The organism is Paenibacillus sp. JT31N7 (assembly GCF_059692095.1).
On the sequence record NZ_JCAUAT010000008.1, the window covers coordinates 164329 to 190354 of the forward strand.

Annotated in this window: 23 protein-coding genes and 2 tRNA genes; 11 read left to right on the top strand and 14 right to left on the bottom strand. The window is 52.7% G+C overall.

The genetic code is table 11. From position 1 onward, the window contains the following. Positions 1-13: 13 nt before the first annotated feature. Positions 14-1300 carry a 3-dehydroquinate synthase II family protein gene (locus AC58P5_RS25220; protein ID WP_497391549.1) on the top strand — a complete coding sequence of 429 codons (1287 nt, stop codon included), beginning with the start codon at positions 14-16 and terminating at the stop codon, positions 1298-1300. A gap of 73 nt (positions 1301-1373) precedes the next feature. Then, complete coding sequence (locus AC58P5_RS25225; protein ID WP_497391551.1) at positions 1374-2600, top strand: phenylacetate--CoA ligase family protein; 1227 nt, start codon at positions 1374-1376, stop codon at positions 2598-2600. A gap of 103 nt (positions 2601-2703) precedes the next feature. On the opposite strand, the gene AC58P5_RS25230 is transcribed toward AC58P5_RS25225, so the two are convergent. The 4 genes from AC58P5_RS25230 to AC58P5_RS25245 all read right to left on the bottom strand — a co-directional run bounded on the left by AC58P5_RS25230 (position 2704) and on the right by AC58P5_RS25245 (position 9115). Continuing rightward, positions 2704-4860 (bottom strand): sensor domain-containing protein, encoded by a 2157-nt coding sequence (locus AC58P5_RS25230; protein WP_497391553.1) that lies wholly within the window; start codon positions 4858-4860, stop codon positions 2704-2706. A gap of 196 nt (positions 4861-5056) precedes the next feature. Beyond that, on the bottom strand, positions 5057-7045 hold the full coding sequence (locus tag AC58P5_RS25235) for an FAD-dependent oxidoreductase (protein WP_497391555.1): 1989 nt from the start codon (positions 7043-7045) through the stop codon (positions 5057-5059). 236 nt (positions 7046-7281) lie between these two features. Beyond that, positions 7282-8820, bottom strand: a complete 1539-nt coding sequence (locus AC58P5_RS25240) for a CAP domain-containing protein (RefSeq protein WP_497391557.1) — start codon at positions 8818-8820, stop codon at positions 7282-7284. Between the two features lie 218 nt (positions 8821-9038). Further along, a tRNA-Pro gene (locus AC58P5_RS25245) sits at positions 9039-9115 on the bottom strand. Between the two features lie 186 nt (positions 9116-9301). Between AC58P5_RS25245 and AC58P5_RS25250 the strand changes: the two genes are divergently transcribed. The 9 genes from AC58P5_RS25250 (at position 9302) to AC58P5_RS25290 (ending at position 17789) form a co-directional block, all read left to right on the top strand. Beyond that, the gene (locus AC58P5_RS25250; RefSeq protein ID WP_497391559.1) at positions 9302-10171 is read left to right on the top strand and encodes an ABC transporter ATP-binding protein; all 870 of its coding nucleotides are present in this window, start codon (positions 9302-9304) and stop codon (positions 10169-10171) included. Continuing rightward, a complete protein-coding gene (locus AC58P5_RS25255) occupies positions 10164-12374 on the top strand; it encodes an ABC transporter permease (RefSeq protein WP_497391561.1) in 2211 nt (736 codons plus the stop codon). Before AC58P5_RS25250 ends, AC58P5_RS25255 begins: the two co-directional genes overlap by 8 nt. After that, a complete protein-coding gene (locus AC58P5_RS25260; protein WP_497391563.1) occupies positions 12371-13087 on the top strand; it encodes a hypothetical protein in 717 nt (238 codons plus the stop codon). The genes AC58P5_RS25255 and AC58P5_RS25260 overlap by 4 nt, the downstream gene beginning before the upstream one ends. 43 nt (positions 13088-13130) lie before the next feature. After that, complete coding sequence (locus AC58P5_RS25265; RefSeq protein ID WP_497391565.1) at positions 13131-13748, top strand: RNA polymerase sigma factor; 618 nt, start codon at positions 13131-13133, stop codon at positions 13746-13748. After that, positions 13741-14577: a hypothetical protein gene (locus AC58P5_RS25270; protein ID WP_497391567.1), complete on the top strand. Its 837-nt coding sequence runs from the start codon at positions 13741-13743 to the stop codon at positions 14575-14577. The genes AC58P5_RS25265 and AC58P5_RS25270 overlap by 8 nt, the downstream gene beginning before the upstream one ends. Further along, a complete protein-coding gene (locus AC58P5_RS25275) occupies positions 14574-15416 on the top strand; it encodes an ATP-binding cassette domain-containing protein (protein WP_497391569.1) in 843 nt (280 codons plus the stop codon). The genes AC58P5_RS25270 and AC58P5_RS25275 overlap by 4 nt, the downstream gene beginning before the upstream one ends. Positions 15417-15587: 171 nt before the next feature. Next, positions 15588-16112, top strand: coding sequence for an RNA polymerase sigma factor (locus AC58P5_RS25280; protein WP_497391571.1), 525 nt, complete (start codon positions 15588-15590; stop codon positions 16110-16112). Beyond that, a complete protein-coding gene (locus AC58P5_RS25285; protein WP_497391573.1) occupies positions 16109-16657 on the top strand; it encodes an anti-sigma factor in 549 nt (182 codons plus the stop codon). Before AC58P5_RS25280 ends, AC58P5_RS25285 begins: the two co-directional genes overlap by 4 nt. Beyond that, positions 16647-17789 carry a hypothetical protein gene (locus AC58P5_RS25290; RefSeq protein ID WP_497391575.1) on the top strand — a complete coding sequence of 381 codons (1143 nt, stop codon included), beginning with the start codon at positions 16647-16649 and terminating at the stop codon, positions 17787-17789. The genes AC58P5_RS25285 and AC58P5_RS25290 overlap by 11 nt, the downstream gene beginning before the upstream one ends. Positions 17790-17890: 101 nt before the next feature. On the opposite strand, the gene AC58P5_RS25295 is transcribed toward AC58P5_RS25290, so the two are convergent. The 10 genes from AC58P5_RS25295 to guaB all read right to left on the bottom strand — a co-directional run bounded on the left by AC58P5_RS25295 (position 17891) and on the right by guaB (position 25795). After that, a complete protein-coding gene (locus AC58P5_RS25295) occupies positions 17891-18472 on the bottom strand; it encodes a thioredoxin family protein (protein ID WP_497391577.1) in 582 nt (193 codons plus the stop codon). Positions 18473-18857: 385 nt separating this feature from the next. Continuing rightward, the gene (locus tag AC58P5_RS25300; protein ID WP_497391579.1) at positions 18858-19007 is read right to left on the bottom strand and encodes a small acid-soluble spore protein P; all 150 of its coding nucleotides are present in this window, start codon (positions 19005-19007) and stop codon (positions 18858-18860) included. A gap of 43 nt (positions 19008-19050) precedes the next feature. Next, positions 19051-19197: a hypothetical protein gene (locus tag AC58P5_RS25305; RefSeq protein WP_016423741.1), complete on the bottom strand. Its 147-nt coding sequence runs from the start codon at positions 19195-19197 to the stop codon at positions 19051-19053. A gap of 32 nt (positions 19198-19229) precedes the next feature. Continuing rightward, positions 19230-19577, bottom strand: coding sequence for a hypothetical protein (locus AC58P5_RS25310; protein ID WP_497391581.1), 348 nt, complete (start codon positions 19575-19577; stop codon positions 19230-19232). Positions 19578-19783: 206 nt separating this feature from the next. Beyond that, positions 19784-19873, bottom strand: a tRNA-Ser gene (locus AC58P5_RS25315). Positions 19874-19955: 82 nt separating this feature from the next. Further along, positions 19956-21239 carry a serine--tRNA ligase gene (gene serS / locus AC58P5_RS25320; RefSeq protein WP_497391583.1) on the bottom strand — a complete coding sequence of 428 codons (1284 nt, stop codon included), beginning with the start codon at positions 21237-21239 and terminating at the stop codon, positions 19956-19958. Between the two features lie 89 nt (positions 21240-21328). Next, positions 21329-21901 (bottom strand): pyridoxal 5'-phosphate synthase glutaminase subunit PdxT, encoded by a 573-nt coding sequence (pdxT, locus tag AC58P5_RS25325; protein WP_497391585.1) that lies wholly within the window; start codon positions 21899-21901, stop codon positions 21329-21331. A gap of 29 nt (positions 21902-21930) precedes the next feature. After that, positions 21931-22812, bottom strand: a complete 882-nt coding sequence (pdxS, locus tag AC58P5_RS25330) for a pyridoxal 5'-phosphate synthase lyase subunit PdxS (protein ID WP_009677085.1) — start codon at positions 22810-22812, stop codon at positions 21931-21933. A 115-nt stretch (positions 22813-22927) separates the two neighbouring features. Continuing rightward, entirely contained in the window at positions 22928-24220 is a 1293-nt protein-coding gene (locus AC58P5_RS25335; protein WP_497391587.1) for a D-alanyl-D-alanine carboxypeptidase family protein, read from the bottom strand. 117 nt (positions 24221-24337) lie between these two features. Continuing rightward, positions 24338-25795, bottom strand: a complete 1458-nt coding sequence (guaB, locus tag AC58P5_RS25340; protein ID WP_497391589.1) for an IMP dehydrogenase — start codon at positions 25793-25795, stop codon at positions 24338-24340. Positions 25796-26026: the final 231 nt, after the last annotated feature.

Here is a 26026-nt window from a genome sequence, read left to right on the forward strand (position 1 = left end):
GGAGATCTGCGAAATGAGTAAAGCGCTGAAAGAAACGCCTGAAATCAATCCGAAAGCATCTAATGATTCCATCCAGCAAACCGAAAAACCAGCCGAAGCGAAAACTAGCGGCACAGCGGGTCAGATTTCCAGCCTCAATCAGGCTAAAAATAAACCTATCGCGCCCGTACGCAGCAAATACGCGTGGTTCGACATCAGTTCTTTGACCGCGCTGGAGCAATGGGGCGCTATCGTACAAGCTCTCCCTCACCAGAAATTTACCGGCGTCGTAGCCAACGAACAGCAGGTGAAGCAGCTTTCTCCGAATTTGGACAAAATCGCCTATGTCGAAGGCACCCCTTCTCCAGATAAGCTGACGGCTTTAAACGAAGCCTACGACATTCTCATATTGGAACCGTCGGTGATCAGCGGCAACTGGTTCAGACGCAACCGAGAAATCATTACCTGTAAAATCGGCACGAGCGTGAATGTAACGGACCCAGAGTCCCTGCAGCTCGCCGTCGCCATGACCCACGAAGTGTCTCTGCTCATTGTCGAATTCCGCGACGATACAAAAATTCCGCTTGAAATCGTTCTGGCGGACGCCCAAAATTCCGGCACCGAAGTGGTCATGAAAGTACGCGATGATGTCGAAGCGAAAGTCGTCTTCGGCGTACTCGAATGCGGGGCGGATGGCGTGCTGATCGCGTCGGGCGATCTCGGCCAAGTGTATGCGGTCGGCGAAGTCATCACTTCAACGGGTCAAAAAGGCGGTCAGCCGCTCCAGAAGCTGACCATTACACGAACGGAGCATGTCGGCATGGGCGACCGCGCCTGCATCGATCTGACGAGCTATCTCGGCCTCGACGAAGGCGTGCTGCTCGGCTCCTTTTCCTGTGGGGGCATTCTTGCCTGCAGCGAGACACATCCGCTTCCGTATATGCCGACGAGACCTTTCCGCATCAATGCGGGCAGCCTGCACACCTACGTGCTGGCACCGGATAACCGGACCTGGTACTTGTCCGACCTGAGATCGGGAATGGAAGTACTCGTCGTCAGCACATCAGGCAAAGCGAGACGCGTCTCGGTCGGACGCGTGAAAATCGAGCGGCGTCCTCTGCTCTATATCGAAGCCCAGGCGGAGGACGGGACGACTCTTAATGTCATTATGCAGGAGGACTGGCACGTGCGCGTATTCGGCACGGAGGGACAGCCGATCAACATTACGACATTAAAGCCGGGTGATCGGGTGCTGGGCTATACGATGGACCCCGGCAGGCATGTCGGTGTGAAAGTCGACGAGCTGATTATCGAACAGTAACGCCATTCTTTACATCTAGATCCAGACCCTTTGAACCTGCAAGATCCCATACCCATCTAAGGGGGAACATCCTGTGTCCGAGAAATTTACCGCCCTTATGGAGCGATTGGAACAATCACCTTTCTATAGGCAGCACCTTTCGGCAAAGGAACGGGAAATAAGAGATATTTCCCGAATCGGGGAACTGCCGCTGACGACCAAAGACCATCTCCGTGAAGCGGGTCCCTGGAATCTGCTGGCGGTGCCGCCCGAGGAAGTCTGCCAATACTTCGAAACATTCGGAACGACCGGCCTCCCCGCCTCGGCCTGGTACACAGTCCGGGACCTGGAGGCGGGAGGCCGCCAGATCGGCGATTCCGGCCTGCGCCTTAAACCCGGGGACCGGCTGCTTAACCGGTTCCCTTACGCGCTGTCTCTGCCGGCTCACCTGGTTCAACAGGCCGCGCGGCAGGCGGGCGCATGCGTGCTTCCGGCCAGCAGCCGGAATACGATGACGCCTTATCCGCGCATCATTGAACTGCTCCGCAAGTTGAATGTAACGGTGATGACGGGCCTTCCCCGCGAGATGGAAATACTGGCGGAAACCGCACGGCTGCATGGATTCGGCTGCCGGGAAGACTTCCCTCATCTCCGGGCCATCGGCGTCGCGGGAGAACTTCTTGCCGAGTCGCGCCGCAAGAAGATAGAAGAGCTTTGGGGTGTGCCGGTTTACAACTTGTACGGCTCCACGGAGACGGCCAACATGGCGGCGATGTGCGAACATGGCGTACTGCATGTGGCCGAAGAAGATTTCTTCATCGAAGTGTTGCAAGAAGACCTGTCAGCGGCGGTTGAGTCCGGCGGCAAGGGGCTTGCCGTGGTGACAACGCTGACCCACGAGGGATCCCCCCTTCTCCGTTATTTGAACGGGGACGTGATCTCCCTCGAAGAAGTCAGCTGTCCGTGCGGAAGAAGCGGACGCAAGCTGACCCATTACGGACGGCAGCATGACAGGCTGGAGGTTTCCGGCCGGATCTTGGAACCGGCGGACATTCATGACGCCGTGTATTCGCTGCCGGCCCTGCCCGATGCCTGGAAAGTAACGCCCGTGCAAGACGGGCTTCACTTTACATTCGAATGGCCGGACAAAGACACCGGGGCGCTCACACGACTTGCGGCGATACTCGCCGAAAAGCTGCACCTGCCGGTTGTCGTTGAGCCGGGCGAGCCGGGATCTCTGTTCGACCGCCGCCTGCTTCTTGAGCGCCAGGTCAGCACCAAGCCGCTTTACATCGTAAAGCAGGCAGAGGTTATGCTTTAAACCGTCGTAACGTTCGGCGTTTATCCCGATAAGATCGAATACAGCAAAATCCCCCGCGCCTTACTTGGCCGGGGGATTTTATTTGTCTGTCAGCGAAAAGCCTTCAGACTTGAACGAACGGCTGCTTCCTGCTTAAAAGCTCTCCAGCCTTCTCGCTGGATAGCGGAGGACTGATGAAAAAGCCTTGTCCGATCGTGCATTGATGCTCCTGAAGAAAATGAATCTGCCTCTCATGCTCGATTCCTTCTCCGATAAGCTGGAATTTTAAATGCCGGCCCATATCGATGATGGTACGGACGATGGCTTCCGTGTTGGCATTGAACGTAATTTCTTCAATGAAGGTCCGGTCGATTTTAATATGGTCGATGGGCAGTTTATCCAACAAGAAAAGGGAGGAATAGCCGGTTCCGAAATCATCGATCGAAATCTTAACCCCGATCTTCTTCAAGGCGGTCAAGATCACAAGAGACTGATCCAGATTCTGCATGATGCTCTCGGTAATTTCAAGCTCCAGATGGCTCGGATTCATGTCGAATTCGTCGAGGACGCTTTGAATGGTTGAGACGAGCTGCTTATCCTGGAATTGCCTTACGGAGATATTGACGGCAAGACGGATTTCCGGCAGCCCCGCTTCCCTCCACTGTTTGTACTGGTGACAGGCCGTGTGAAGCACCCATTTGCCGATAGGCACGATAAGTCCCGTCTCTTCGGCGATCGGGATGAACTCTCCAGGCGTAACAACCCCGAGCTCCGGATCCATCCAGCGGAGCAGGGCTTCCATCCCTACGATCTCTCCGCTGGCCAGGTTAATTTGCGGCTGGTAGTGAAGAGTAAACAGTTGCTTCTCCAGGGCTCTGCGCAGCCCGTTCTCCAGCTTTAGCTTTCGGGCGAGCCGGTTGTTGTGTACCCGGTAAAACTGGTAATTGTTTTTCCCGTTTTCTTTGGACAGATACATGGCCATGTCCGCATGTTTGATTAATACATCACGGTCCATGCCGTCCTGCGGGTAAATACTGATGCCGATGCTTGTCGTCGTATAGACCTCGTGCCCGTGCAGCTGGAATGGCTGCTTGAACTGATCCAGTACCGTCTGGGCCTGGACACGGACGCCGTCTTCCGTCACCCCTTCCAGCAAAATGACGAATTCGTCCCCGCTGTGCCTGAATACGGTATCGGACGGACCGAGACACGCCTGCAGCCTTTCGGCAACCTGTCTCAGCAGCAGATCGCCGTATATATGGCCGACGGTATCGTTAATATTTTTAAACCGGTCCAGATCCAGAAAAAGCACCGCCAATTGAGATCCCGTCTGCCCCGCTCTCTCGATAGCCATGTATAGACACTCGTTCAGGTAACTGCGGTTAGGCAGCCCCGTCAAGGTGTCATGGTAAGCCATGTGATTAATCTTTTCCTCGGCCTTCTTGCGTTCCGTAATGTCCTTGCCGATACTCATACACGCGGGCTTGCCCCCGTAATTGGTTGCAACGAGTACCAGTTCGCAGCTTCTTACCTGTCCGTCCAAACGGACATACCTTTGCTCCATGCGGGCGGAAGCCCCTTTTTCCAAAACTTCGTTCACATGCTCCAGGGCATTCTTGCGGGATTCCGGATGGAGAAACCTCAGGGCCGAACGCCCCAAAAGCTTGTTCACGTCTTCCGCACCCAGTGATTGAACGGCAGCGGGATTGGCATAAACGAGCTTGCCCTTCTGCTGGACCACAATCGGCTCCGGGCATATTTCGATCAGACTCCGGTAGCGGTTCTCACTTTCTTTAAGCCGGTCGCGTTCTATGATCATTTGCCTGAAGAAATAGCTTAAAGCGGCATAAACGACCGTGTTAAAAACGACGCCGACAAGATTGGCCCGGAGATAATCGAACTGAACCGTGCTTGAATAAGTAAGCAGAAAAAGCAGAAAGCCCGCTCCGACAATCGTCGGCACCCACAAACCGGGAAGCAGGAAAGCATACAGCAGCAGAAGTGTGTACATGATGGAAGGAAGTTTGAAATAATCGATGTTGTGAAGCAGAGTAAACAAGGTAATATAGGCTATCGAAGCGAGGATATGTTGCAGCACAACTGATTTTCTCAGGAATACGGCAGATAAAATGGTCGTCAGGAACACAAACACTTTAATCATATGGTCCTGTCCGACCGAGAACAAATTGTTCACGATAGTGAGTACGAGAAGCGTTAATAAATAAGCCTTGCCATTTCGCATAATGTGCCGATATACGGGACTAGACCGCAGCTGCCTCATTCAAGTGCTCACTTTCTTAGGGAATTATAACCTACATACATTTACCAATTATTATCATTATAGCAGATATCTACTAACCTAAAGGGATACATTTCTCTTGTTTTAGTATAAATTTATTTTTGTAAAAGAAATAAAACCGGCCGCACAAGACGACCGGTTCCGAATAAGGCTCATTTCGTTTTCGCTGTACTTTCTACTACCGGTAAACGACCCCGGCTTGGGCTTTAAGCACATCGCGCAGCAGCATATAAGTGTCTCCGTTGGTCAGCTTCGATTTGTTCTCGATCGCTTCGAAAGTCGCCGGTTCGACCAGTTTCTGTTCCAGCACATAAGCGGCCGATTCGCTCCGTCTTACTTTGGCTCCCACCGCTTGAGAAATGGTCCAGGCCGCCTGATCCCACGTCAGTGCAATATCACCGGGTTTGGTCAATCCTTTGACCGCCGCATCCGAACTGCCGCTTACGGCTTTGGGGTAGGTCCGACCGAGAACCGTCTTCATCGTGTTAAAATGGTTGGCAAACCGCCGCGGGTTGGAGGGCTCGTCCAGCTGAAACTCGTTCTTCTCGCCTCCCGCGGCGATACCGAGACTTGCAGCCGCCTTCAAACCTTCGTAAGCCTTATGTTTGGTATACGGAGGTGCAGCAAATTTATAAGGCTCCAGGCGTACGCCCTGCTTCACCAAGGTTTCCTGCAGTTCGGTAACCAGCGGCTTCGACAAGGACAGCTCCCGGAAGCTGACCTTGTTTTTGGCCGCAACCGCAGCCGCGGCACCTGCCGCTTGGCCCGAGGCCATCCCGACCGGAACGGTCCGCGCCGACCCGTGGGGCAGCGAATCAAAGCTCGCCGAACGTCCGACCACCAGCAGCCCGTTTATTTTCTGCGGGACCAAAGCCCGGAACGGGACGGCATACTGACTCGGCTTCAAAACGATATCCCCGCGATACTTGGCGTCCGTACTCTGGATATCGAGGTTGTAGGAGCCGTAGGCTATCTTGTCCCACTGGTCGCGGTTGTCGAGCGCGTCTACCATGGTTAACCGGTATTCGCCGATCATATGGCGCGTTTCCCGGACATACAGCTCGGGAGCCGAGCCGTCCAGTTCGAGAGGCCCCAATTCCGGAAATTCTTTCTTCATATACTCCAGAACATGCGGAAGCTCGGCACGGCCGATTTCCATTCCTTCCTTGACGGAAGCCGGTTCTAACGGATTAACACCGAAGATTTGCAGCGCATTGATCAGAATCGAACCGTCGTTCTGGCGTCCGATATTCAAGCCGCGCATGCGAACCCGCTCGGGGTTCGTCGATTTGTAATCCCACATGGCCGAGTACCCCCAGCCGCTCATGGCGTCGGCGCCCATGCCTCTGAGCAGATGCGGATCGTTCTCGCCGTTCTTTTTCATCTGCTGCCAGATTTCTTCGGTCATTCCTTTTAAACGGAATACAAGCGTAACGGCCATGAGCGATTTGTCATCCCCAAGGTCCTGACGTCCTATTGTAAAAGGCACGCCGGCGGCCGCAGCCACGTCTGCGTCTTGTGTGGCGTCGATGACGGCCCCGGCGCTCACTTTGTGTTCTTTGCCGTCGGCCGTCGTGATGTTCAGCCCGGTTACGGTCTGCGATTCGTTCGCCAGCGGCGTAAAGCTTTTGGCATGCATCAGCAGGTCGATTTTCTTCTCTTTCCGCACCAGGTCGTAGAACGCGTTGGCTGCCGTTGTCACGTCAAACGAAGTGCCTTCGATCCCCTTGCGCCATTCCAGGAAAATCCCCTCATTCAGAAACTTGCCGGCGTCGGATTTCCCTTCTTCGTTGGGCGCGAAGCTGTTGTCCAAGCTGTTGAGCCAGCCCTCGGTGAATAAGCCGCCCAGCACATTCCGATCGCGGTTCTCCACGAGAAGCGTCTTCTGTCCGTTACGGGCCGCCGATACGGCCGCGGCAATGCCTTCCGGGTCCGTACCCGCGACAATAACGTCGTATTCGGTGTCCGGCGCTTTAATCGAGGCCACTTTCTTGACGGATTGGGACTGACCGGGCTTGGCCATATCCGTCCCTTTCCAGGCCGACCAGGCCCACCAGCTTAAGCTGATCAGCAGCAGAAAAGCAAAGGCGCTTATTAAACCCATTCCCTTACGGGGATAAGTGCTTGATTGGCTCTCTTTTTTTCTCGAATCCGTCGTTTGCGTCATCTTCAACCTCATCCTTCTGCGAAATAGGTTCCCCTCTATTTCCTGGTAAATAATCCGTCGATAAATCTCTTATTTAGACGAAGCTTGGCGGGGATAGGTTTCATTTTGACTGTTCGCAAGCGAACCCCCAGGGAGGCTTTCCGCCGCGTTCCGTTCCTAAACCGAAAAAAAAGGGTTCCTTCTCAGGAACCCGTCACTCCACGGGTCTTCCCGCAGGAGATGAGATGCACATTACCTTATCTCGGTGTATAAAAGTTTTGTGTGTAATATACGTTCATGGAGCCGCCGAAGTAAACGCCGACGCCCAAGCGGGTTGTATCGCCCATTATGTTTTTGCGGTGTCCCGAGGAATTCATCCAGCCGTTCACCACTTCAATCGGTCCCGAATAACCGGACGCGATGTTCTCAGCCGCACTCCAGAACTTCAGCCCATCCTTCTCCATCCGGTCGAAAGGAGAGAGTCCCTGCTTGTTTGTATGCTCGAAATATCCGTTCACGGCCATATCTTCGCTGTGCTTGCGGGCCGTCGAGGCAATGGGCTCGTCCCATTCGAACGGCGCCTTGCCGTGACGGACACGAACCGCATTCGTAAGATCGAACGTTTGCTTCTCGTAGGCGATCCGCTGATCCGCACTGTGCGTGGATAAGGTGCCCGAGCTGCTTTTTGCGGCGGACATGGACGTATCCTGGACGAGCAGTCCGATCAGCTTCCCGCTATCGTTAGCGTCGAAATAGAAGCTGACGTTCAACCCGCCCGATTCGAAAGAAGCCGCGCCCTTGCCCGTGCTGCTAACGGCTTTGGCGCCCGCCATTTTCTGACGGACCGCCTCCTCGTCCATAGCCGGCGTAACTCCGTTCGCTTCCGTCCAATTTCCCGTGACCGTATACAGCGCGGCGATTTGGCCGTTCTTGATACCCGCCTGTACGTAATGCTGATAGTCCTTATTGTTGTAAATGTACCAGGTCAGTCCGCTGCCTCCCGCATCTTTGCGTACGGGTTGACCCAGCCGCTTGATCAGGTCCGCTTCCGTATCGCCTACGGCCGCACCCTCTATTACAAAATGCCGGGTTTCCAGGCCTTCCGTCTTTGCGCTGCCAGCATTGTCCAGCACTGCGACCGTTCCGCCGGGCGCGGCCCCGCCGGCGCTGCCGGAATTATTCGGAACTTCCGAATAAGCGACAGCGACGAGATCACTCTGTACGCCGAGCAGATTTTGCAGGAACTTGAGCGCTTCCGCGCGGGTTAATGCGTCATCGGGGCGGAACCCGTTTTCGCTCCCGTCCGTTTTGCCTTGAGACAAGCCTTGATCCAGCAAACGCTGCACCGCTTCCTTGGTCGAAAGCAGATTGCCCTGCGTAGCCGCAATCAGTCTGGCTGCATCTCCCCGCAAATAAGGCGAGGTTGTATTTTTAAGCACCGGCCAGGAATAGATAGCCGCTTTGGTATAATAGGGATCGAACCATTGGGAGCCTGCCGTCGTTCCGGACCCCACTTTGTTATAGGCACGCAGCAGCAGTGCCAGAAACTCCGGTTCGGTAACGGCCTTATCCGGCCGGAACGTGCCGTCGGCATAACCGTCCGTCATCTTGTGCTCATATGCCCAGCGGATCGTTTCTTCAGCCCAGTGGCCCTTGGTATCCTTAAACGCGGGTTTATAGGAAGGGGACGTCTGGGACGCCGCAGCGACCTTATAGCCATTCCCGCCCAGTCCTGAAGCCAGCAGAGCTGCCGTTAAAAAACCGCCGATCAACATTTTGCCTGTTCTAGTTCTCATACCCTCACTCCTTGATCGGAATTATGATGCCGCTCTTCTATTCTAGCGAATGATGGGGACGGGGTAAATTGATAATTTGATAGATTTTGGGGATTGAAGAAGTTTTTTCTTCGCCATGCGGGGCGGAATACTCTTTCCCGGCATACTAAAAAGACCGCCTGTCGGCGGTCTGTTATGTACATGTATTAGAAAACGAGCCTATTCGCGGGGAAAAATGATGGTCGAGACGACAGGATTTGAACCTGCGACCTCTTGCACCCGAAGCAAGCGCTCTACCAAGCTGAGCCACGTCTCGATTACTCGGAAATAGTCCAATTCGATACTAAATAGTATAGCACAGCGTCAAAACAGTTCAATCCTTCTCTTCCGCAAAATGCTCCGTAAAAAGCTAGCAATCACCCAGCTTTCCAAACTATTTTACATCCCTTATCGTTGAAAGAGTACATACGCGTAAAGTAAACCTTCACAAAGGAAGATCCTCATGATCGAGATCCGCAATTTATCTAAAAAATATAAAAATCACCCCGCTCTCGCCGGGGTGAACCTGGAGATCGGGCAAGAGATGTTCGGCCTGCTCGGACCGAACGGAGCCGGCAAAACGACGCTCATGCGCATTTTGTCCACTCTGCTCGAGCCTTCGGAAGGAACCGTTCGCGTGGGAGGTTTGAACCTGCTGTCGGATGCCGAGCATATCCGCAAAATTACGGGCTACCTCCCTCAGTATTTTCATCTCTACCCGCAGCTCACAGCCTACGAATTTCTGGACTATGTGGCCGTCATGAAAGGCATCAAAAGCGCCCGCGAGCGCAAATCCCAGATCGACGAGATTCTGCAGCAGGTCAATCTGAACGAAAAGGCGGGCGCCAAGATCAAAACCTTTTCCGGCGGCATGAAACAGCGTCTGGGGATTGCGCAGGCTCTCCTCGGGGACCCCAGGGTGCTCATCGTCGATGAGCCCACGGCGGGGCTGGATCCCGAGGAGAGGGTCCGCTTCCGCAATCTCCTGAACCGCTCCAGCCTGAGCCGGACGGTACTGCTGTCCACGCATATCGTCGCGGACATCGAGAGCAGCTGCAGCCGTGTAGCGGTGCTGCACCGGGGACGCGTCGCCTTCGCGGGAAGTCTCGCCGGCCTGCAGGAGTGCGCCGAGGGTCTCGTCTGGGAAGCGGAGCTCAGCGAGCGGGAATTTGCGGCATATGAGCCGCATGAAGTCGTAACCGCCCGCAGGACCGATCACGGCATGCTCTGCCGCATCGTGTCGGCGACTCCCCCGGCGGGGAGTGCCGCATCCGTGAAGCCCACGCTGGAGGACGGCTACCTCGCGCTGATCGGAGGTAACCGGCATGAATAGATGGCTGCGCGCTTTCTCGCTGGAACTGCGGCTGCTGCGCGGCAATCCCGTTCTTCTGGTCCTCCCGGTCCTGTTCGGAGCCTGGATGGTCTACTCTCTCGCAGGCATCGCTCCTCCCGTATCGCAGGACCTTTATTTGTATGTGTATGACTTTCATAAAGTTAAGCACACGCTGACTTTGGGCGCGGCCATGCTGCTGGGCATTCTGCTTATCCGCAGGGATACCGCCAAAACGGCTTACGAATGGACGGCGGGCCTTCCCGTCTCTCCTGCGGTCCTTTTCAGCGTGAAATATGCGGCCGGGCTTTTGTATCTTTCCTTGTTTACGGCGGCCATGGCAGTCGTGTATGTGTACTTTGCTCTTCACTATGGCATCGACAGGCCTATCATGCTTCGGGAACTTTCCTTTTTTGCGCTCCAGTATGAATGGTCTTATATGGTTACTCTGGCCCTGGCTATGCTTCTGGCCATCGCCATCCGCAACCGGATCGTGTATCTGATCGGCTTTTGCGCATGGGTCTTCGGCACGTTTTTTATCGATCAATTCATTATCGAACGTCTCGGCATTCCGGAGCTGCGGGTACTGAAACCCTTCCATCTCAGCGGGATAACGCTCGATTCCTTCTACGCCAATGAAGCATGGGGACCGTGGATTAAAGAACGGGAGACTTGGCTCGCCAGATGGTTTGTACTCAGTTTCACCCTGGTCCTGCTTACCGTTTGCGTTACGATACTGAAATGGGTCCGTCCGAGCGGAACACGCGCGCGATGGGCGGGCGCCCTGATTCTTTTTACCGTCTTGTCCGCGGGCTCTTATTACACCTATATGGAATTCTGGACTCCGCATTTTACGGCGTACCGGGAACAGCTCCGGAATGCACCGACAGAATCGGCCTATAATCAGCGTACGATTACCCAGTTTACCGTCTCTTCTTACAAAATGGAGCTGATCCCTATTTCTTCGGATGGACTCAAGGCCTCTGTAGAAGTATCGCTCCGGCCTGCGGATTTATCGCAAGGCGACGTTTCATTTACCCTGCACGATTATTTTCACGTGGAACAATTGCTGCTCGATAATCAGCCTGTATCGTTCACACGTCGCGGCAATTTGATTTCCGTTGGAAGTGGTCGTTTTGACTCCTCCAAAAGCAGCCAGACGCTTACCTTCAACTATGAAAGCAAAGGAATCAACTGGACATACGGACCGCAGCAGGGTGAGCAAATCATTTCTTTCGCGATGGACCCTTATCTTTACCTGCCCAATTCGGCAGCGTGGTATCCTTTACCTAACAACGGACCGCTCTACCTTACCGACGAGCGCAAAAAAGGGCTGTTTTACGGCGGACCGCCTCTCTTGGCGCAGCCGGCCGATTTCGATGTGACCTTTAAAGGTTTTTCCAACCTCATTTATGGTTCTATTACGGAAAAGGAAGGTGCTACAGGCATCCAGCACTTTGAGCAGAAGGGTGTGAAACATCTGACGTTCATAGCGGGAAACCTTATCCAGTTCAGTGACGCCAAGGGCAGCATCAAACTGCAAACAACTCCGGGCAACCGGCTGGAAGCCGACCTTTTCTGGAAAGATATCTTGAGGATGAAAGCTTATTATGAAGCTCTTCTGCAGACAAATCTAAGCGCCGTACGTAACATCGTGTACCTGTCTTACGGGAATATGATTTCTCCGGACAGCCGTCAATCTGCGGTTGCGGGAAGCAGCTACTATATCAACGAGTCCAAAAATCACAACCTGGACGATTATCAGCGTATTCGGACCACTTATGCTCTCCTGTTCGGAGATGATTCCTACCAGAGCAGCTACGCTGAAGTTTCCAGAGATGCGAACGGTAATACGGACGAGACCGTCAAGCCTTCCATTTTCATGGAAATCCGTGCCGCGTTTTTATATCTGTATTACCGGGACGGACTTCAGCTTACGGAGGAGCAAATCAGGAGCGTTCAGTTCTCGGACCAGTTTCTTCCGAAGGATCGAACGACCGGCGACCGGGGTCTCGGCCAACAGATCAAGAACCATATTCTCCTTCAAGTCCGTGAGGCGTTGGATGCGGGAAAAACCGAAGAAGTGAAACAAGTTCTGGCCTCTTTTTATAAAAAAGGTCTTAGCGCTCCCGACGCCCCTTTCCGCTATCCGGTAGTCACTCTCGATGATTGGAACCGGGAATGGACAAAGGTGTTCGGATCGTGAGCCTTTGGCTGCAGGACCTCAGAGGATTTAAAAGCTTATGGGGCTTGTTCCCGCTCCTTTATGTGCTTATGCTCGGATGTGCTATCTGGGGCTCCGATCCGGAGCAGCCGGGCAATGCTTTGTTTTACGGGGAGCTTGCCTTCTATCCGCTGGTTGTCATGCTATGTGCCGCGCTGTTTCATCGGGAGCTCGGAGGGCCCCTGGAAATTTACGCGACCTTTCCCCTGTCCTTGACAGGGATGGCGGCCCGTAAAGGGCTGATCCTGCTTGCCGTCTGCGCGGGCTATCAGGCTGCCTGGTTTACGGCCTATCAGGCGAAATTCGGTGCCGTAACAACGCTGGTGTATTCCTACGGCCCTGCCGGTCAACCTTCTATGCTTACCTTACACAGCATTACGCCGCTTCTGCTGCAGATGCTGCCGGCTCTGCTGTTTATCGCTGTTCTTACCATTACAGTCATGCTTGCGGTCAAGAAAATCTATGCCGGGCTTTTCGCAGGGCTTGCCTTCTGGATGCTCGATATTCTTTCACACGGGAGCTGGCTTCCTTACTTCACCATTTATACGGTCCATATTCAGGAGCAGTCTAAGGATATCCCGGATCTTTTTCTTCCGAACCGGCTTGCTCTGCTGTCTGCTGTACTCGTTTTAACCGTGATCTTGAACTATACGGTCCATGTCCGCAGCCGCTGGATTGTCTCCGAAGAAGAATAATACAGCCGCCCTCATAAGCGGGGCCGGAGAAAGGAGAAGACAAATGCTTACGGATGAAGAGCTGGTCCAAGCCATGGCCCGCGGCGATCAGGCCGCTTTCGAGGCCTTTGTGCACCGCTACCACGTGCCGCTTCAGCATTATCTCGAGCGGACCCTGCACGATCCCCGCAAGGCGGAGGATCTGGTCCAGGAAGTATTTGTGCGTCTGCTCAAGCAGCTGCAGCAACAGAAAATCCCCGATCACATCCGACCCTGGATGTACCGGGTAGCCTTAAATCTATGCCGGGATTACTGGAAGAGCCTAGCTTACAGAAACGAGCAGCAATTGACGGCTGAACCGCCCGAGGCGCAGGATACCCAGCCTTCCGTTGTTGAAATCTACGAGAGGCAGGAGGCACGCAAAGAAATTATCGGAGCCCTCCGTTCTCTTCCTGAAGTTCAGAAGGAAATTGTCATTCTCCGTTTCTTTCACGATCTGAAGCTTCAAGAAATTACGGAAGTTCTGCAAATCCCGCTAAGCACGACGAAGACTCACCTTTACAGCGGCCTTCGTAAACTCAAAGCTCTCCTCGGCCCCAAAACCGGGAGCTTAACCGATACCGGCGGCGGACGGAAAGAAAATCGCGGCAAACCGACCAAGGAGGGGACCCCTTATGTATGAACCTGACGATAAAGAGCTGGACCAACTGGAGAAAAATACGGCTGTCCTGCTGAACGGATACCTGGTTAAAACGCCTGACCGCCTAGATACTGCGAACCTGCTCGGCAGGCTTCAAAGCCACTTCGATGCCATACGCGAGAACAATCCGGGTACAACCCAGCCTGAACAATCGGCGGACCTGCGGCCGTCCCTGTGGAAGCTTTGCCGCCACCAGCTTTTTATGTACAACAAGTGGTTCTGGCTGCTTAGCCTGCTGCTCTTTGCCATGCTGCTGCTGCTGAACTCGCCTTACACCATAGCCGGCTCTCTGCCGGGCCGCTCGTCTTATTCACTGGCTTTCCCGCTTCTGCTCGTTTGCGGCTTTCTGTACCAGTACCGAAGCTGGAATGAAGGGATGCGCATGATCGAGAGTGTCACGCCCTATCCCCCGGCGCTTCTCATGTTCAGCCGCTTAATCGTTCTGCTCGTTACGAATGCGGTGCTCGGCCTTATCGGCTCTCTCTACACGTTTGCAACCATGAGCTATTCAAGGTCCTGGATGACGCTTCCTTTTCTGTTCGACTGGATTGCTCCGCTTCTGCTCGTCACGGGGTTAACCGCTTATTTTATGATGAGGCGCGGCATGCTTTCCGCTATAATGGCCGCTCTGACAGGCTGGGGGGCAGAACTGTTCATGGAGGAGTGGCTTCGCCGGGAACTAACCGGACCGGTCTGGAACCGGGCACTGATTCTTCAGGCGGTGCTTATCGCGGCGGGTGTTCTTTTCCTTCTATCCGCCTATCGGAAAAGTCTGCGGCTGACAGGCGTGCAGGGATGGCGGTCGGCATGATCCGGCTTAATCAGCTCGTCCGTCTCTACGAGGGCTATATCCGGCTGCATGTAGATCAACTGACGCTAGCTCCCGGCCTGATTCTGCTCGTCGGAAAGAACGGAGCAGGCAAGTCCACTCTGCTCCGCCTGCTGGCTACCGCTGATTTTCCCGACGGAGGGGAAATCAGCTATCTGGAAGGAACCGTTAAGGAGCAGCTTCCCCAGATACGGAGCCGGATCGGTTATGTGCCGACCGATGTGGAGCTTCATGAAGACATGACACCCGTCCGGCTGATGAACTACATGTGTCTTCTTAAAGGAGCCGATCCTTCTCAAGGAGAACAGCTGCTGCGCGAGCTGCATCTGGAGGATGTGAAACGGAAGCGGATCGGGTCTCTTTCCCAAGGTATGAAGCAGCGGCTGGCAATCGGGCAGGCTCTACTCGGCTCTCCCCGTTATCTGCTGCTGGATGAACCTCTCAACTACCTGGATTCCATTGAGCGCAAAACGGTTATCCGCCTCTTGTACCGGCATGCCCGCGGCAGTGTCGTACTTATCGCGGCCCATGAGCTGAACGAGTGGCAGGAAGCCGACCAGCTCCTATGGCTGAACGCCGGCAAGCCGGAATTTTACGGAACGCCGGGAGCCTGGAGGCAAGTTCCTCTCGATGTTTGGCAGGGGATTCTTCCCCGTGCTGATGCCTGCCCCTTCGACGAGGCTTGCGTAATGATCCGCAAGCTGGTTGGAGACCATATCGAGTGGCGGGTGTTCAGCCGGGAATGCCCCGCACCGGGATTTGTCCAAGTCCCGCTGACAACCGAGGACGCGTACTTTATCCGCTCCCGGCGCTTATTGTAAATTTTACACAAAATTCCGCCCTTGGCTCGACCGGATGGCGGTTTTTTTGTACCTGGAAAAAATATTTTTACCGAAAGTGCAGAACTCGAATGGAATCGTTTCGTCTATAGTGATGGAGAGGGGAGGGAGAAAGACATTATAACGCAGCAAGAGGAACTGCTTGTCCAAGGCATGCTTGCCGGAGATGAGGAAGCCTTTCGTGAGGTTGTCCAGACTTACCGGAATTATGTGTTCCAAATTGTGTTTTCGGTCGTCCGGCATCCTAAAGATGCGGAAGACGTCATGCAGGAAGTCTTTCTCAAGATGTATACCTCCCTCCCCCAGACCGAGGTAAAAGGCTTGAAAGCTTGGATCTCCCGCGTGGCCGTCAACAAAGCGATCGATTACAAACGCAAAGCCTACCGCCAGCGGGAAACAGCGACCGACGGTATGGAAGAAGCAATGCCCCCTCCCTCCCTGAGTGGGTCCGATACCGAAGATCCGCTGTTAAGCAAAGAGCTTCAGGCGCTTGTTATGCGCAAATTGGAGGAGCTTCCCGAAAACTATAGAGATGTCATTATTGCCTTCTACTACGAAGATAAATCGTACCAGCAAATTGCCGACGAGCAGGAAGTCACCGTGCAAACCATCAAATCCAAACTATACCGGGCAAAACAGTGGATTAAGCAGCACTGGAAGGAGGAAGAGTTCGAATGAGTCATAGAAGCCGGGAAGAATGGATGCTTTACATGGCCGGAGAACTTTCGGATGATCGTCAGAGAGGCCTTTGGGAGGATCACTTGTATGAATGTGATCTTTGCCTGGAGCTATATACGGAATGCCTGGAATTCTTGTCACCGACTCTTCCCCTTCCGGACGAGGCCGATACTGAACGCATGATCGATCAAATTCTAGCCCGAAGCGGCAGCCTGCCGGTTGTACAGGAAGCGGCTCCGATAGCTGCACAGAAGCAGGAAGAACCCGAAGGAAGTCTTTACCGGACGGAAGCGAAAAAACACCGTAAAGCCCGCTCCCCGAGACGGACGGCCCTGACCCATTACGCTATAGCAGCCGCGGCGACGTTCCTGCTTATGACCACCGGCGTGTTCGGACGCATGACGGACCAGTTCTCCCTGGTCCGTACCGAACAGAAGAAACCGCTCGCTACACCGGTGTCCGACAAGCTTATGGAACAAACCTTCGCTTTCTTCGATTCTCTGCATGCCCAGAAACCAAAAGGAGGACATCCCCTTGAACCCTAGATCCAACACAGTCGCGCTGCTGCTCTCGTTTATACCGGGACTCGGGCATTTGTACTTAAAACGCATTTTCAGGGCCTTCCTGTACGGAGCCGGTTTCTTCGGTCCGGTCGCTTTGGCCTTTCTCATTGTTGTGGAGATGCACGGCCCTAAAGACTTTGCCGTCCTCCTCCTGCTCTTTGCGGCCGCATGTTGGGTCGTTAACATGGTCGACATGTTTATTACACTCGGCAGCAGGCCTTCGTATCCGCCTCCCGGCTATCATGACTACGGAATCCCGGGCCACGATCTAGGCCGTGGTCATGGTCACGGTCCAGGTCCCGGCTCCGTTCCGGAATTCAATCCGGACGTCTACGAATGGCAGCGCAGGGAGGAACGCCGGAAGATTATCCTGGCTTCCTTCATTCCCGGCCTGGGCCATTATATGCTGGGCATGATGTACCGCGGGCTTTCCGCTATGACATTATTTATCGGAGGAGCGATTGTGATTTTCTTCGGGGCATCGCTCACCCATACGGCAGAATTTCTCTTCTTCCTGCTCGCGCTGCCCGTGCTTTGGATCTATATTCTTTTTGATGCCATCCGGCAGTTGGAAAAGAAACAGGCCGGCATGGAGCTGACGGACCGGACGTTCTTCGACGACTTCAGCGAAAGCCGTCAGGAAGGCAGACGGAGCAAGACGATCGCTACCGTTCTGGCCGTATTTCCCGGCGCCGCCCACTTGTATCTCGGACTTCAAATGAGAGGGCTTCAAATCATGGCAGGCTTCCTGTTTTCCATCTATATTATGGATGTCCTCCGCCTCTCGCTCTTTTTGTTCCTTATTCCGATCTTCTGGTTTTACAGCTTTTTCGATGCCCTGCAGCTGATTTCCCGGCAAGAATTCGGATATGTCGAAGACAAGCCGATTTTTAAAGGAATCAAGCGCCATCAGCGTAAGATCGGCTTTCTCATCATTCTGGTCGGCCTGTACTATCTGACGAATGAAGTACTGCTCGACGTATTGCGGAGATATTATCCGGATTGGCACTGGCCATATTCGATCTCCTCGTACTTCCAGACGTTTATCGTCGCCTTGGTTCTGATCGGAGGCGGATTAACCCTGCTCTTCAATTCCCCGAACCGGAAATCTTAAAAATTCCAACGCCAAACTCCGCAGAGCATATTGCCCTGCGGATTTTTCTTTTTCTTGAATTTAGACAGGAAAAGCGCACTTATCTCCTCGGTTAGCCATATTCAGACCAAGTCGCAGGCTTCCTCCGGCATCCAGTGCTTGTCACGACCCTCCCATTTGACGTTGCAGCCGATAGGATTGGTGACAGGGGTAGGAACAGGTTTGCCCTCTGCAATCGCCTCTAGGGCCTCCTGAAGGTTGTTTACGGTGATGTTAGCGGTTTCCCTCGGGTTATCGACTCCACGCCCTGTGTAGACCAGCTTACGTTTGTCGTTAAACACAAAGAAATGAGGCGTACGGAGAGCGCCGTAAGCAAGCGCAACTTCCTGGGCCTTGTCGTGGAGATACACCCAGGGGAATTTCTTCTCCTCCATGCGTTCGACCATCTTCTCAAAAGAATCCTCCGGGTTAGTCTGGGAGCTGTTGCTGTTAATCGCAACGAAAGCGACGCCTTGTTCGGTAAATTGCTCCGCCGTGCGCCGCGTGATCTCCTCTGAACCCAGGACATACGGACAGTGATTGCACGCAAAGAAAACAACCAATGCCTTGGCATGCCGGAAACTATCCAATGTGTAAATGTTGCCGTCCGTACCCTGTAAACGAAAATCCCTAGCCCGGTCTCCAATCGCTAACGTAAATCCCATGATTCATCCCTCCTTGACTATAAACTATACCTTATCAGTACCTCTTATGACGAAGTTAGAATCGGTTGTTACCAAATTGTAAGAAATTTCATGCATATCAAAATGAAAAAGGAACCCCTAAGGGTTCCTTCCTGTCGGTGATTACTTAGATGATCTTCTTCATCTTGCTGTTCACAAACCTTCACAGTGAAACGGCTTTTAGAACACGTCCCGGTGTCTTTGGCACATCTCCTCCAGTTTGGCTTTACAAGCTCGAATGACCTTCAGATGATTGTTCTGCTGACTTTTCCAACGGAACCACACCTCTCTGTGTTCACCGACAATCCTAGTATGTCCCGGTTTAAAGCTGCTATGCACTTGCGGGAAAAATTTTTTTCGTCTCTTCTTAGCTTCCCTCTCCCTGATTCTGACGGGAATGATTCCGATTCTTCACTTTTTTCGATCCCGACAGAGGCTCATTGGCAGGAGTGTTATATCTTTCCCGCTCCTCCTGCGTCACGCTGTCCCCGACGGGCTGCGTCTTCGGCTTGGACATCTTTTTTCACCCCTTACGCTCCGTTTTCGGAATTCTTTCTCTTCTATTCTTCGTGATTCAAGGCATCCTGATGTCGGCGGTCGTTGGTCTGCTGCTGAATTTGCTGGGCATCATGACTGTTTACCGCCGATTTATTCAAATCCTTGGCCACGTTTTGCAGATTCTTATCCCGGGTTCTTTGTCGGGTCATGATCGTTCCACCCCCATTTCGGCTAAAAGCAGTTACGCGTGAGTGAGTTCTTGTAAAACTTGAGCACACTCGTGAATATGCCGCACATAGTCCTTGACCAAGCCCTGAATAATTTCACTGGTTTCGTCCGCGTGCACGTCGTCACGCTCCACATCCACCAGTTCCACTTTCACTTCGCGCGAATCCACGTAAGTACATTTAAAATCGAACGTGTAATGCGTTCTGCCCGCGTTCGTGATATGAATCCGGATTGCCTGCGGATCGGCCTCATCGGGCCATACGCGCGCATGATCGGACTCGGGAAGCGTATTGGGCAGTTCCTCCATCCAAGCTTTGGCCAACTGCTCTCTTTCCACAGACGGCTTTTCCGTCTTGATCATCCTACACCACCCCCTACCGTTAACATGCGTCAAGGCGTAGGCCGCCTATTCTTCTTCCCTTGCAGCAAAAGCTGGGTGATTTTCGTGCTGAACCTCCAGCCTCCTTATAGCAGTCAAAGCGCTCATCCGTTTAAAAAATCCATAAACGCAAAAAACTGCGGCGCTTGAGCCCGCAGTTCGTAAGATCTTATTTTATAAAAGTTGAATGGCGGAGAGGGTGGGATTCGAACCCACGGTGCCCTCACAGACACGGCGGTTTTCAAGACCGCTGCCTTAAACCACTCGACCACCTCTCCAGAAAGCTACCGACTTCCGATCACAGAAGACAGTAACTGTAACAGAGAAATTTTATCACAATCAAAGTTCTATTTACAAGTGTTAATTTTTACGCAGTACCGTAACGCCATTCATATAAGGTACCAGCACTTCCGGAACCGTAACCGAACCGTCTTCCTGCTGGTAATTTTCAAGGATAGCCGCTAGCGTCCGTCCGATGGCAAGTCCCGAGCCGTTCAGCGTATGTACGAATTCCGGCTTCGCTTTAGCATCTCTGCGGAAACGGATATTGGCGCGGCGCGCCTGGAAATCCTCGAAGTTGCTGCACGAGGAGATCTCCCGGTAGGCTTCCGAGCTTGGCAGCCATACCTCAAGATCGTACGTCTTAGCCGAGGTAAAGCCGAGATCGCCCGTACAGAGCGTCAGAACGCGATAAGGCAGCTTCAGAAGCTGAAGCACGCGCTCCGCGTTCTGAGTGAGCTTCTCGAGCTCCTCGTACGATTCCTCGGGCTTGACCAGCTTGACCAGCTCCACTTTGTTAAACTGGTGCTGGCGGATCAGGCCGCGGGTATCTCTTCCGGCAGCTCCCGCTTCGGAACGGAAGCATGCGCTGAACGCGACGAATTTACGTGGAAGCTGCTCCGCGGCAAGAATATCATCCCGGTGGTAATTGGTCACCGGCACTTCCGCCGTCGGAATCAGGAAATATTCCGAATTCTCGATATGGAACACGTCTTCCTCGAACTTCGGCAGCTGTCCGGTTCCCGTAAGGCTGTCCCGGTTTACGATATACGGAGGAAGCATTTCTTCGTATCCGTGTTCCGTACTGTGCAGATCCATCATAAAGTTCATCAGAGCGCGCTCCAGGCGGGCACCCAGACCCTTATAGAACACAAAACGCGAACCCGTTACTTTACCGGCCGCTTCAAAGTCCAGGATTCCCAAATCCGTGGCCAGATCCCAGTGAGCTTTCGCCTCGAATCCGAATTCCGGTACGTCCCCATCGCGGCGGATTTCAATGTTATCCTCTTCCGAGGCCCCCACCGGAACGCTTTCATGGGGAACATTCGGTATAGAAAGAAGCAGATGATTCAGCTCGACTTCCAGTGTCCGGAGCTCCTCATCCAGTTCTTTGATGCGGTCACCTACGCCCTTCATTTCGGCGATTAGATCTTCTGCATCCTCTTTTGCCTTTTTACGCATCGCCACTTCCTGCGATACCGTGTTCCGGCGGTTCTTCAACTGCTCCACTTCCTGCAGCAGCTCTCTGCGTTTCACATCGAGTTCCGCTATACGCGTAACTTCGTCGAGCTGCTTGCCTCCGCGGTTTTTCATAGCGGTTTGAACCGTTTCTATGTCGGTACGGATTAGTTTAATATCAAACAAGGAGACTCCTCCTTCTAAAGTTGTAAAAATGGAACAAAAGCACCCTTCTCTCATATGGAGCAAAAGAGGTGCTTCTGCTTTTGGATCGATTAACGGGTTTCCCGGATCATATCCAGAAAATAAGCATGCATGCTTGAATCATCCGTCAGTTCGGGATGGAATGAAGCCGCAAGCAGATGACCCTGTCTGGCGGCCACGATTTGGCCGTTGTATTCGCTTAACACGTCTACGCCGTTTCCGACATGCTCGATAAGCGGCGCACGGATGAACACGGCCCTTACAGGCTCGTCAATGCCCTTAATGGGCAGATCGGTTTCAAAACTTTCACGCTGCCGGCCAAAGGCATTGCGCTGCACGGTCATATCCATCAGTCCCAGATGGGCTTCTTCCTGACCCGCAATCTTATCCGCGATCACAATCAGTCCGGCACACGTGCCGAAGACCGCTTTTCCCTGATTGGAAAAATTTCGAATCGCCTCGATAAAACCGTAGCGTCTCATCAATTTGCCAATCGTGGTGCTTTCGCCTCCGGGAATGATCAGACCGTCCAGTTCGGCAAGCTGTTCCGAATGTTTTACAACAACGCCTTCTCCGCCGGCCGCCCCGATCAGACGGATATGCTCCGCTACGGCTCCCTGCAGAGCCAATACGCCAACTTTCATCGTTCTTCCCCGCTTCCTGCCTTGGCTGATTACCAGCCGCGATCCTGCATCCGCTCGGAAGCATGCAGCTTGGAGATTTCGATGCCTTTCATCGGGGCTCCCAGGTTTTTGGAAACCTCCGCAATCAGCTTGTAGTCTTTGTAATGCGTAGTAGCTTCTACGATCGCACGCGCGAACTTCTCAGGGCTGTCCGATTTGAAAATACCGGAGCCTACGAATACACCGTCCGCGCCAAGCTCCATCATAAGAGCCGCATCGGAAGGAGTCGCTACACCGCCAGCGGCGAAATTAACGACCGGCAGTTTGCCGTTCTCGTGAATATATAGAACCAGATCGTATGGAGCACCCAGGTTTTTGGCTTCGGCATACAGCTCGTCCTTCGCCAGGCTTTGGATTTTCCGGATTTGAGATTGAATGAGACGCATATGACGAACCGCTTCCACAATGTTGCCTGTTCCCGGTTCACCTTTCGTACGAAGCATGGAAGCCCCTTCGTTGATACGACGCAAAGCTTCGCCGATATCTTTTGCTCCACATACAAACGGAACCGTGAAATCCTTCTTGTCGATATGGAACACTTCGTCTGCCGGTGTCAGTACTTCGCTCTCGTCAATATAGTCCGCACCCAGTGCTTCCAGCACGCGTGCTTCTACAATATGACCGATACGTGCTTTCGCCATTACCGGAATGGAAACAACCTTCATAACCTCTTCCAGAACAGTCGGATCCGCCATGCGGGCTACGCCGCCTGCCGCACGGATATCGGATGGTACCCGTTCCAGTGCCATAACCGCGGAAGCACCCGCAGCTTCTGCAACCTTAGCTTGTTCCGCATTCATGACGTCCATGATGACGCCGCCTTTTTGCATTTCAGCCATGCCTCTTTTTACGCGCGAAGTACCCGTCTCCATCTTAAATCCTCCTGGAATTTATATCCCTAGCTAGATTTTTCGTTCATGAACTTCTAAGCTAACATTTTACATGAACCTGTTCGTGAAAACAATAACTTTTCCTGAGAGAACCCGCTTAGAATAAGCCTTTAACCCCGTTGAACAGATCTGCGAACAAATTTTTGATCGCCCGCATCATCATTCGGAACCAGCTTGCTTTTTCCATATCGTTCTCGGCCACTAAATCAACCGTTTCGGAGTTTTTACCGAAGGTCAAGGTAGCGGTACCCAGCTTGTCTCCCTTTTTGAGAGGCGCGACCAGTTTGTCCGCTGCCAGCAGATCAACCTTCGTTTCCAGCTTCGTATCCGCGCTTCCCTTCTTCATGGCAAAAGCTACATCGTTTTTCAGAACAGCAGGCGCTTCCAGTTCTACGCCTTTTGTAATCGGCACGGTTTTCTGTGCGTCGAGAGCAGTTCCGGCTTTAGCCAACGTTTTGAATTCAAAGTTGGTAAATCCGTAGTCCAGCACTTTGCGTGTCTGGTTAAAACGTTCCGGCTCCGTCTTCGCACCCATCACAACGCTGATTAAGCGCATGCCGTTGCGTTCAGCAGTACCTGTAAAGCAATACAGAGCTTCATCGGTGTGTCCCGTTTTAAGACCGTCCAGACCTTGATAGGCATATTTCTTGAAATTCACATTGTTGCTGTTGCCTTCAAGCATCCAGTTGTAATTAATCATCGGACTTTTATCCGATTCGCGTAGTTTTTTTGAAGTAACCTTTGTATAATCCAGTACTTCTTTATGTTCTGTAACCAGATGTCTTGCAAGTATGGCTACATCCTTCGCTGACATCACCGTCTCGCCTTGAATACTTTTAGGGGCATTCTCCTTAATATCCGCTCTGGATAGACCCGTCGCATTTATAAATTGGGCTTTATCCGACATGCCGAGCTCTTTTGCTTTGTCGTTCATCATCTTGGCAAAGCCTTCTTCCGACCCGCCAAGCTTTTCCGCAAGAACAATGGAAGCATCGTTGGAAGAATAAATCGACATCGCATAAAACAAATCTTTGATGGTCAGTGTTTCGCCTTCCGCGATTAGCTGGCCGGATCCGATTACGCTGGCCGCGTACTTGCTTGCCGTGGCGGTATCTTCCCACTTCAGCTTGCCATTGTGAATCGCTTCCATAACGAGGTATTCTGTCATCATTTTGGACATACTTGCCGGAGGCAAGACTTCATCTGCATTTTTCTCGAATAAAATTTGTCCTGTGCTCGCTTCCATCAAGATCGCGGATCTAACATCCAGTTCGGGTTCGCCGTCAGCCGCCAACGCGGTAACCGCAAATATGTGAAGGAAGGATACTTGTAGCATTGCAAAAACGAGGGCCAAAGATACTTTTCTTTTCCAAAAACCAAATTTTTTCAACTCACACACTCCTATTTGTAAATTCATGATGTGTCTTATTGTAACATCCCCGGAGCATAAAAAAAAGGCGACCCCGGTCCTGAAACCGGGGCCCCCTATATGGCGGAACAGAATAACTTACAGCGAGTAGTTCGGTGCTTCCTTCGTAATCTGCACATCATGCGGATGGCTTTCACGAAGACCTGCACCCGAAATACGGACAAACGAGGTGTCATTGATCAAAGTGTGAATATCGGGAGCACCACAGTACCCCATACCGGAACGAAGACCTCCAACCAGTTGATAGATGGTATCGGCCAACGGCCCTTTGTAAGCTACGCGACCTTCAATGCCTTCCGGCACCAGCTTGGTTTCGTTTTCCTGGAAATAACGATCCTTGCTGCCTTCTTTCATTGCACCGAGCGAACCCATACCCCGGTAAACCTTAAAGCGTCTGCCTTGATAGATCTCGGACTCTCCAGGGCTTTCTTCCGTACCTGCAAAAAGGCTTCCCAGCATAACGGCGCTTGCACCAGCGGCGATCGCTTTTACTACGTCACCCGAATACTTAATACCGCCGTCTGCAATAATCGGTACGTTGTACTCACGTGCTACGGATGCACAATCGTAGATAGCGGTGATTTGAGGAACACCGATACCGGCGATAACACGGGTTGTACAAATTGACCCAGGGCCAATTCCAACTTTAACGATAGAAGCGCCTGCTTCGATCAAATCACGTGTTCCGTCTCCAGTAGCCACGTTACCGGCGATAAGTGGCAGCTCCGGATATTGGTTACGAAGCTTTCTGACCGTCTCCAGGATGTTGATATGATGACCATGAGCGGAGTCAACAACCAGTACGTCCACTCCGGCTTCTACAAGCGCCGCGGCGCGTTCCATTACATCTTTAGCTACTCCTACAGCAGCTCCGCACAGCAGACGACCGAATTCGTCTTTGCCCGCATTAGGGAACTGAATAGCTTTTTCGATATCCTTAATCGTGATAAGTCCTTTCAGAACAAAAGAATCATCCACCAGCGGCAGCTTTTCAATCTTATGCTGCTGGAGAATCCCTTCCGCCTGCTCCAGGGTTGTCCCAACGGGAGCCGTCACCAGATTTTCTTTTGTCATGACTTCCTCGATTTTAATGGAGTAATCATGAACAAAACGCAAATCACGGTTGGTCAAAATCCCAACCAGCTTCTTATTCTCATCGACGATCGGCACACCTGAGATTCTGAACTTGGCCATGAGTGCTTCGGCATCGTATACGTGATGCTGCGGTGTAAGGTGGAACGGGTTCGTAATAACACCGGACTCCGAACGTTTAACCCGGTCTACCTCGCCGGCTTGCTGCTCAATGGACATATTCTTATGAACAATTCCGATTCCGCCTTCGCGGGCGATTGCAATTGCCAGAGCGGCCTCTGTCACCGTATCCATCGCTGAACTGAGAAAAGGAATAGTTAATTTCACCTTCGGTGCAAGCTGGGTGGAAACATCAATCTCTTTACCGAACACATTTGATTTACGAGGCACCAGAAGTACATCGTCAAACGTCAATCCTTCTTTTGCGAATTTAGCATCCCACACAGGGTTTGCCCTCCTCTTCTGTCTTTAGATATTATTGCAATCATACATAAGGCGTTTTTTCATGTCAAGAAGCAGACCATGACAATCTTGGTGCTCTCTGCTAGCATGTCTATTTTCTATAACAAAAAACCTTTTCGAATTGGGGTTCGAAAAGGTTTTATTTGTGCTTGGCAACGTCCTACTCTCCCAGGACCCTTCGGTCCAAGTACCATCGGCGCTGGAAGGCTTAAC

Excerpts from the sequence above, each read along its gene's own strand:
- AC58P5_RS25250 (WP_497391559.1), top strand. The coding sequence starts at position 9,302 with ATGATCGAGATCCGCAATTTATCTAAAAAATATAAAAATCACCCCGCT.
- AC58P5_RS25270 (WP_497391567.1), top strand. The coding sequence starts at position 13,741 with ATGTATGAACCTGACGATAAAGAGCTGGACCAACTGGAGAAAAATACG.
- AC58P5_RS25310 (WP_497391581.1), bottom strand. The coding sequence starts at position 19,577 with ATGATCAAGACGGAAAAGCCGTCTGTGGAAAGAGAGCAGTTGGCCAAA.
- AC58P5_RS25305 (WP_016423741.1), bottom strand. The coding sequence starts at position 19,197 with ATGACCCGACAAAGAACCCGGGATAAGAATCTGCAAAACGTGGCCAAG.
- pdxT (WP_497391585.1), bottom strand. The coding sequence starts at position 21,901 with ATGAAAGTTGGCGTATTGGCTCTGCAGGGAGCCGTAGCGGAGCATATC.
- AC58P5_RS25300 (WP_497391579.1), bottom strand. The coding sequence starts at position 19,007 with ATGTCCAAGCCGAAGACGCAGCCCGTCGGGGACAGCGTGACGCAGGAG.
- pdxS (WP_009677085.1), bottom strand. The coding sequence starts at position 22,812 with ATGGAGACGGGTACTTCGCGCGTAAAAAGAGGCATGGCTGAAATGCAA.
- AC58P5_RS25285 (WP_497391573.1), top strand. The coding sequence starts at position 16,109 with ATGAGTCATAGAAGCCGGGAAGAATGGATGCTTTACATGGCCGGAGAA.
- AC58P5_RS25280 (WP_497391571.1), top strand. The coding sequence starts at position 15,588 with ATGCTTGCCGGAGATGAGGAAGCCTTTCGTGAGGTTGTCCAGACTTAC.
- AC58P5_RS25275 (WP_497391569.1), top strand. The coding sequence starts at position 14,574 with ATGATCCGGCTTAATCAGCTCGTCCGTCTCTACGAGGGCTATATCCGG.
- AC58P5_RS25220 (WP_497391549.1), top strand. The coding sequence starts at position 14 with ATGAGTAAAGCGCTGAAAGAAACGCCTGAAATCAATCCGAAAGCATCT.
- AC58P5_RS25295 (WP_497391577.1), bottom strand. The coding sequence starts at position 18,472 with ATGGGATTTACGTTAGCGATTGGAGACCGGGCTAGGGATTTTCGTTTA.
- AC58P5_RS25235 (WP_497391555.1), bottom strand. The coding sequence starts at position 7,045 with ATGACGCAAACGACGGATTCGAGAAAAAAAGAGAGCCAATCAAGCACT.
- AC58P5_RS25240 (WP_497391557.1), bottom strand. The coding sequence starts at position 8,820 with ATGAGAACTAGAACAGGCAAAATGTTGATCGGCGGTTTTTTAACGGCA.
- AC58P5_RS25230 (WP_497391553.1), bottom strand. The coding sequence starts at position 4,860 with ATGAGGCAGCTGCGGTCTAGTCCCGTATATCGGCACATTATGCGAAAT.
- AC58P5_RS25265 (WP_497391565.1), top strand. The coding sequence starts at position 13,131 with ATGCTTACGGATGAAGAGCTGGTCCAAGCCATGGCCCGCGGCGATCAG.
- AC58P5_RS25255 (WP_497391561.1), top strand. The coding sequence starts at position 10,164 with ATGAATAGATGGCTGCGCGCTTTCTCGCTGGAACTGCGGCTGCTGCGC.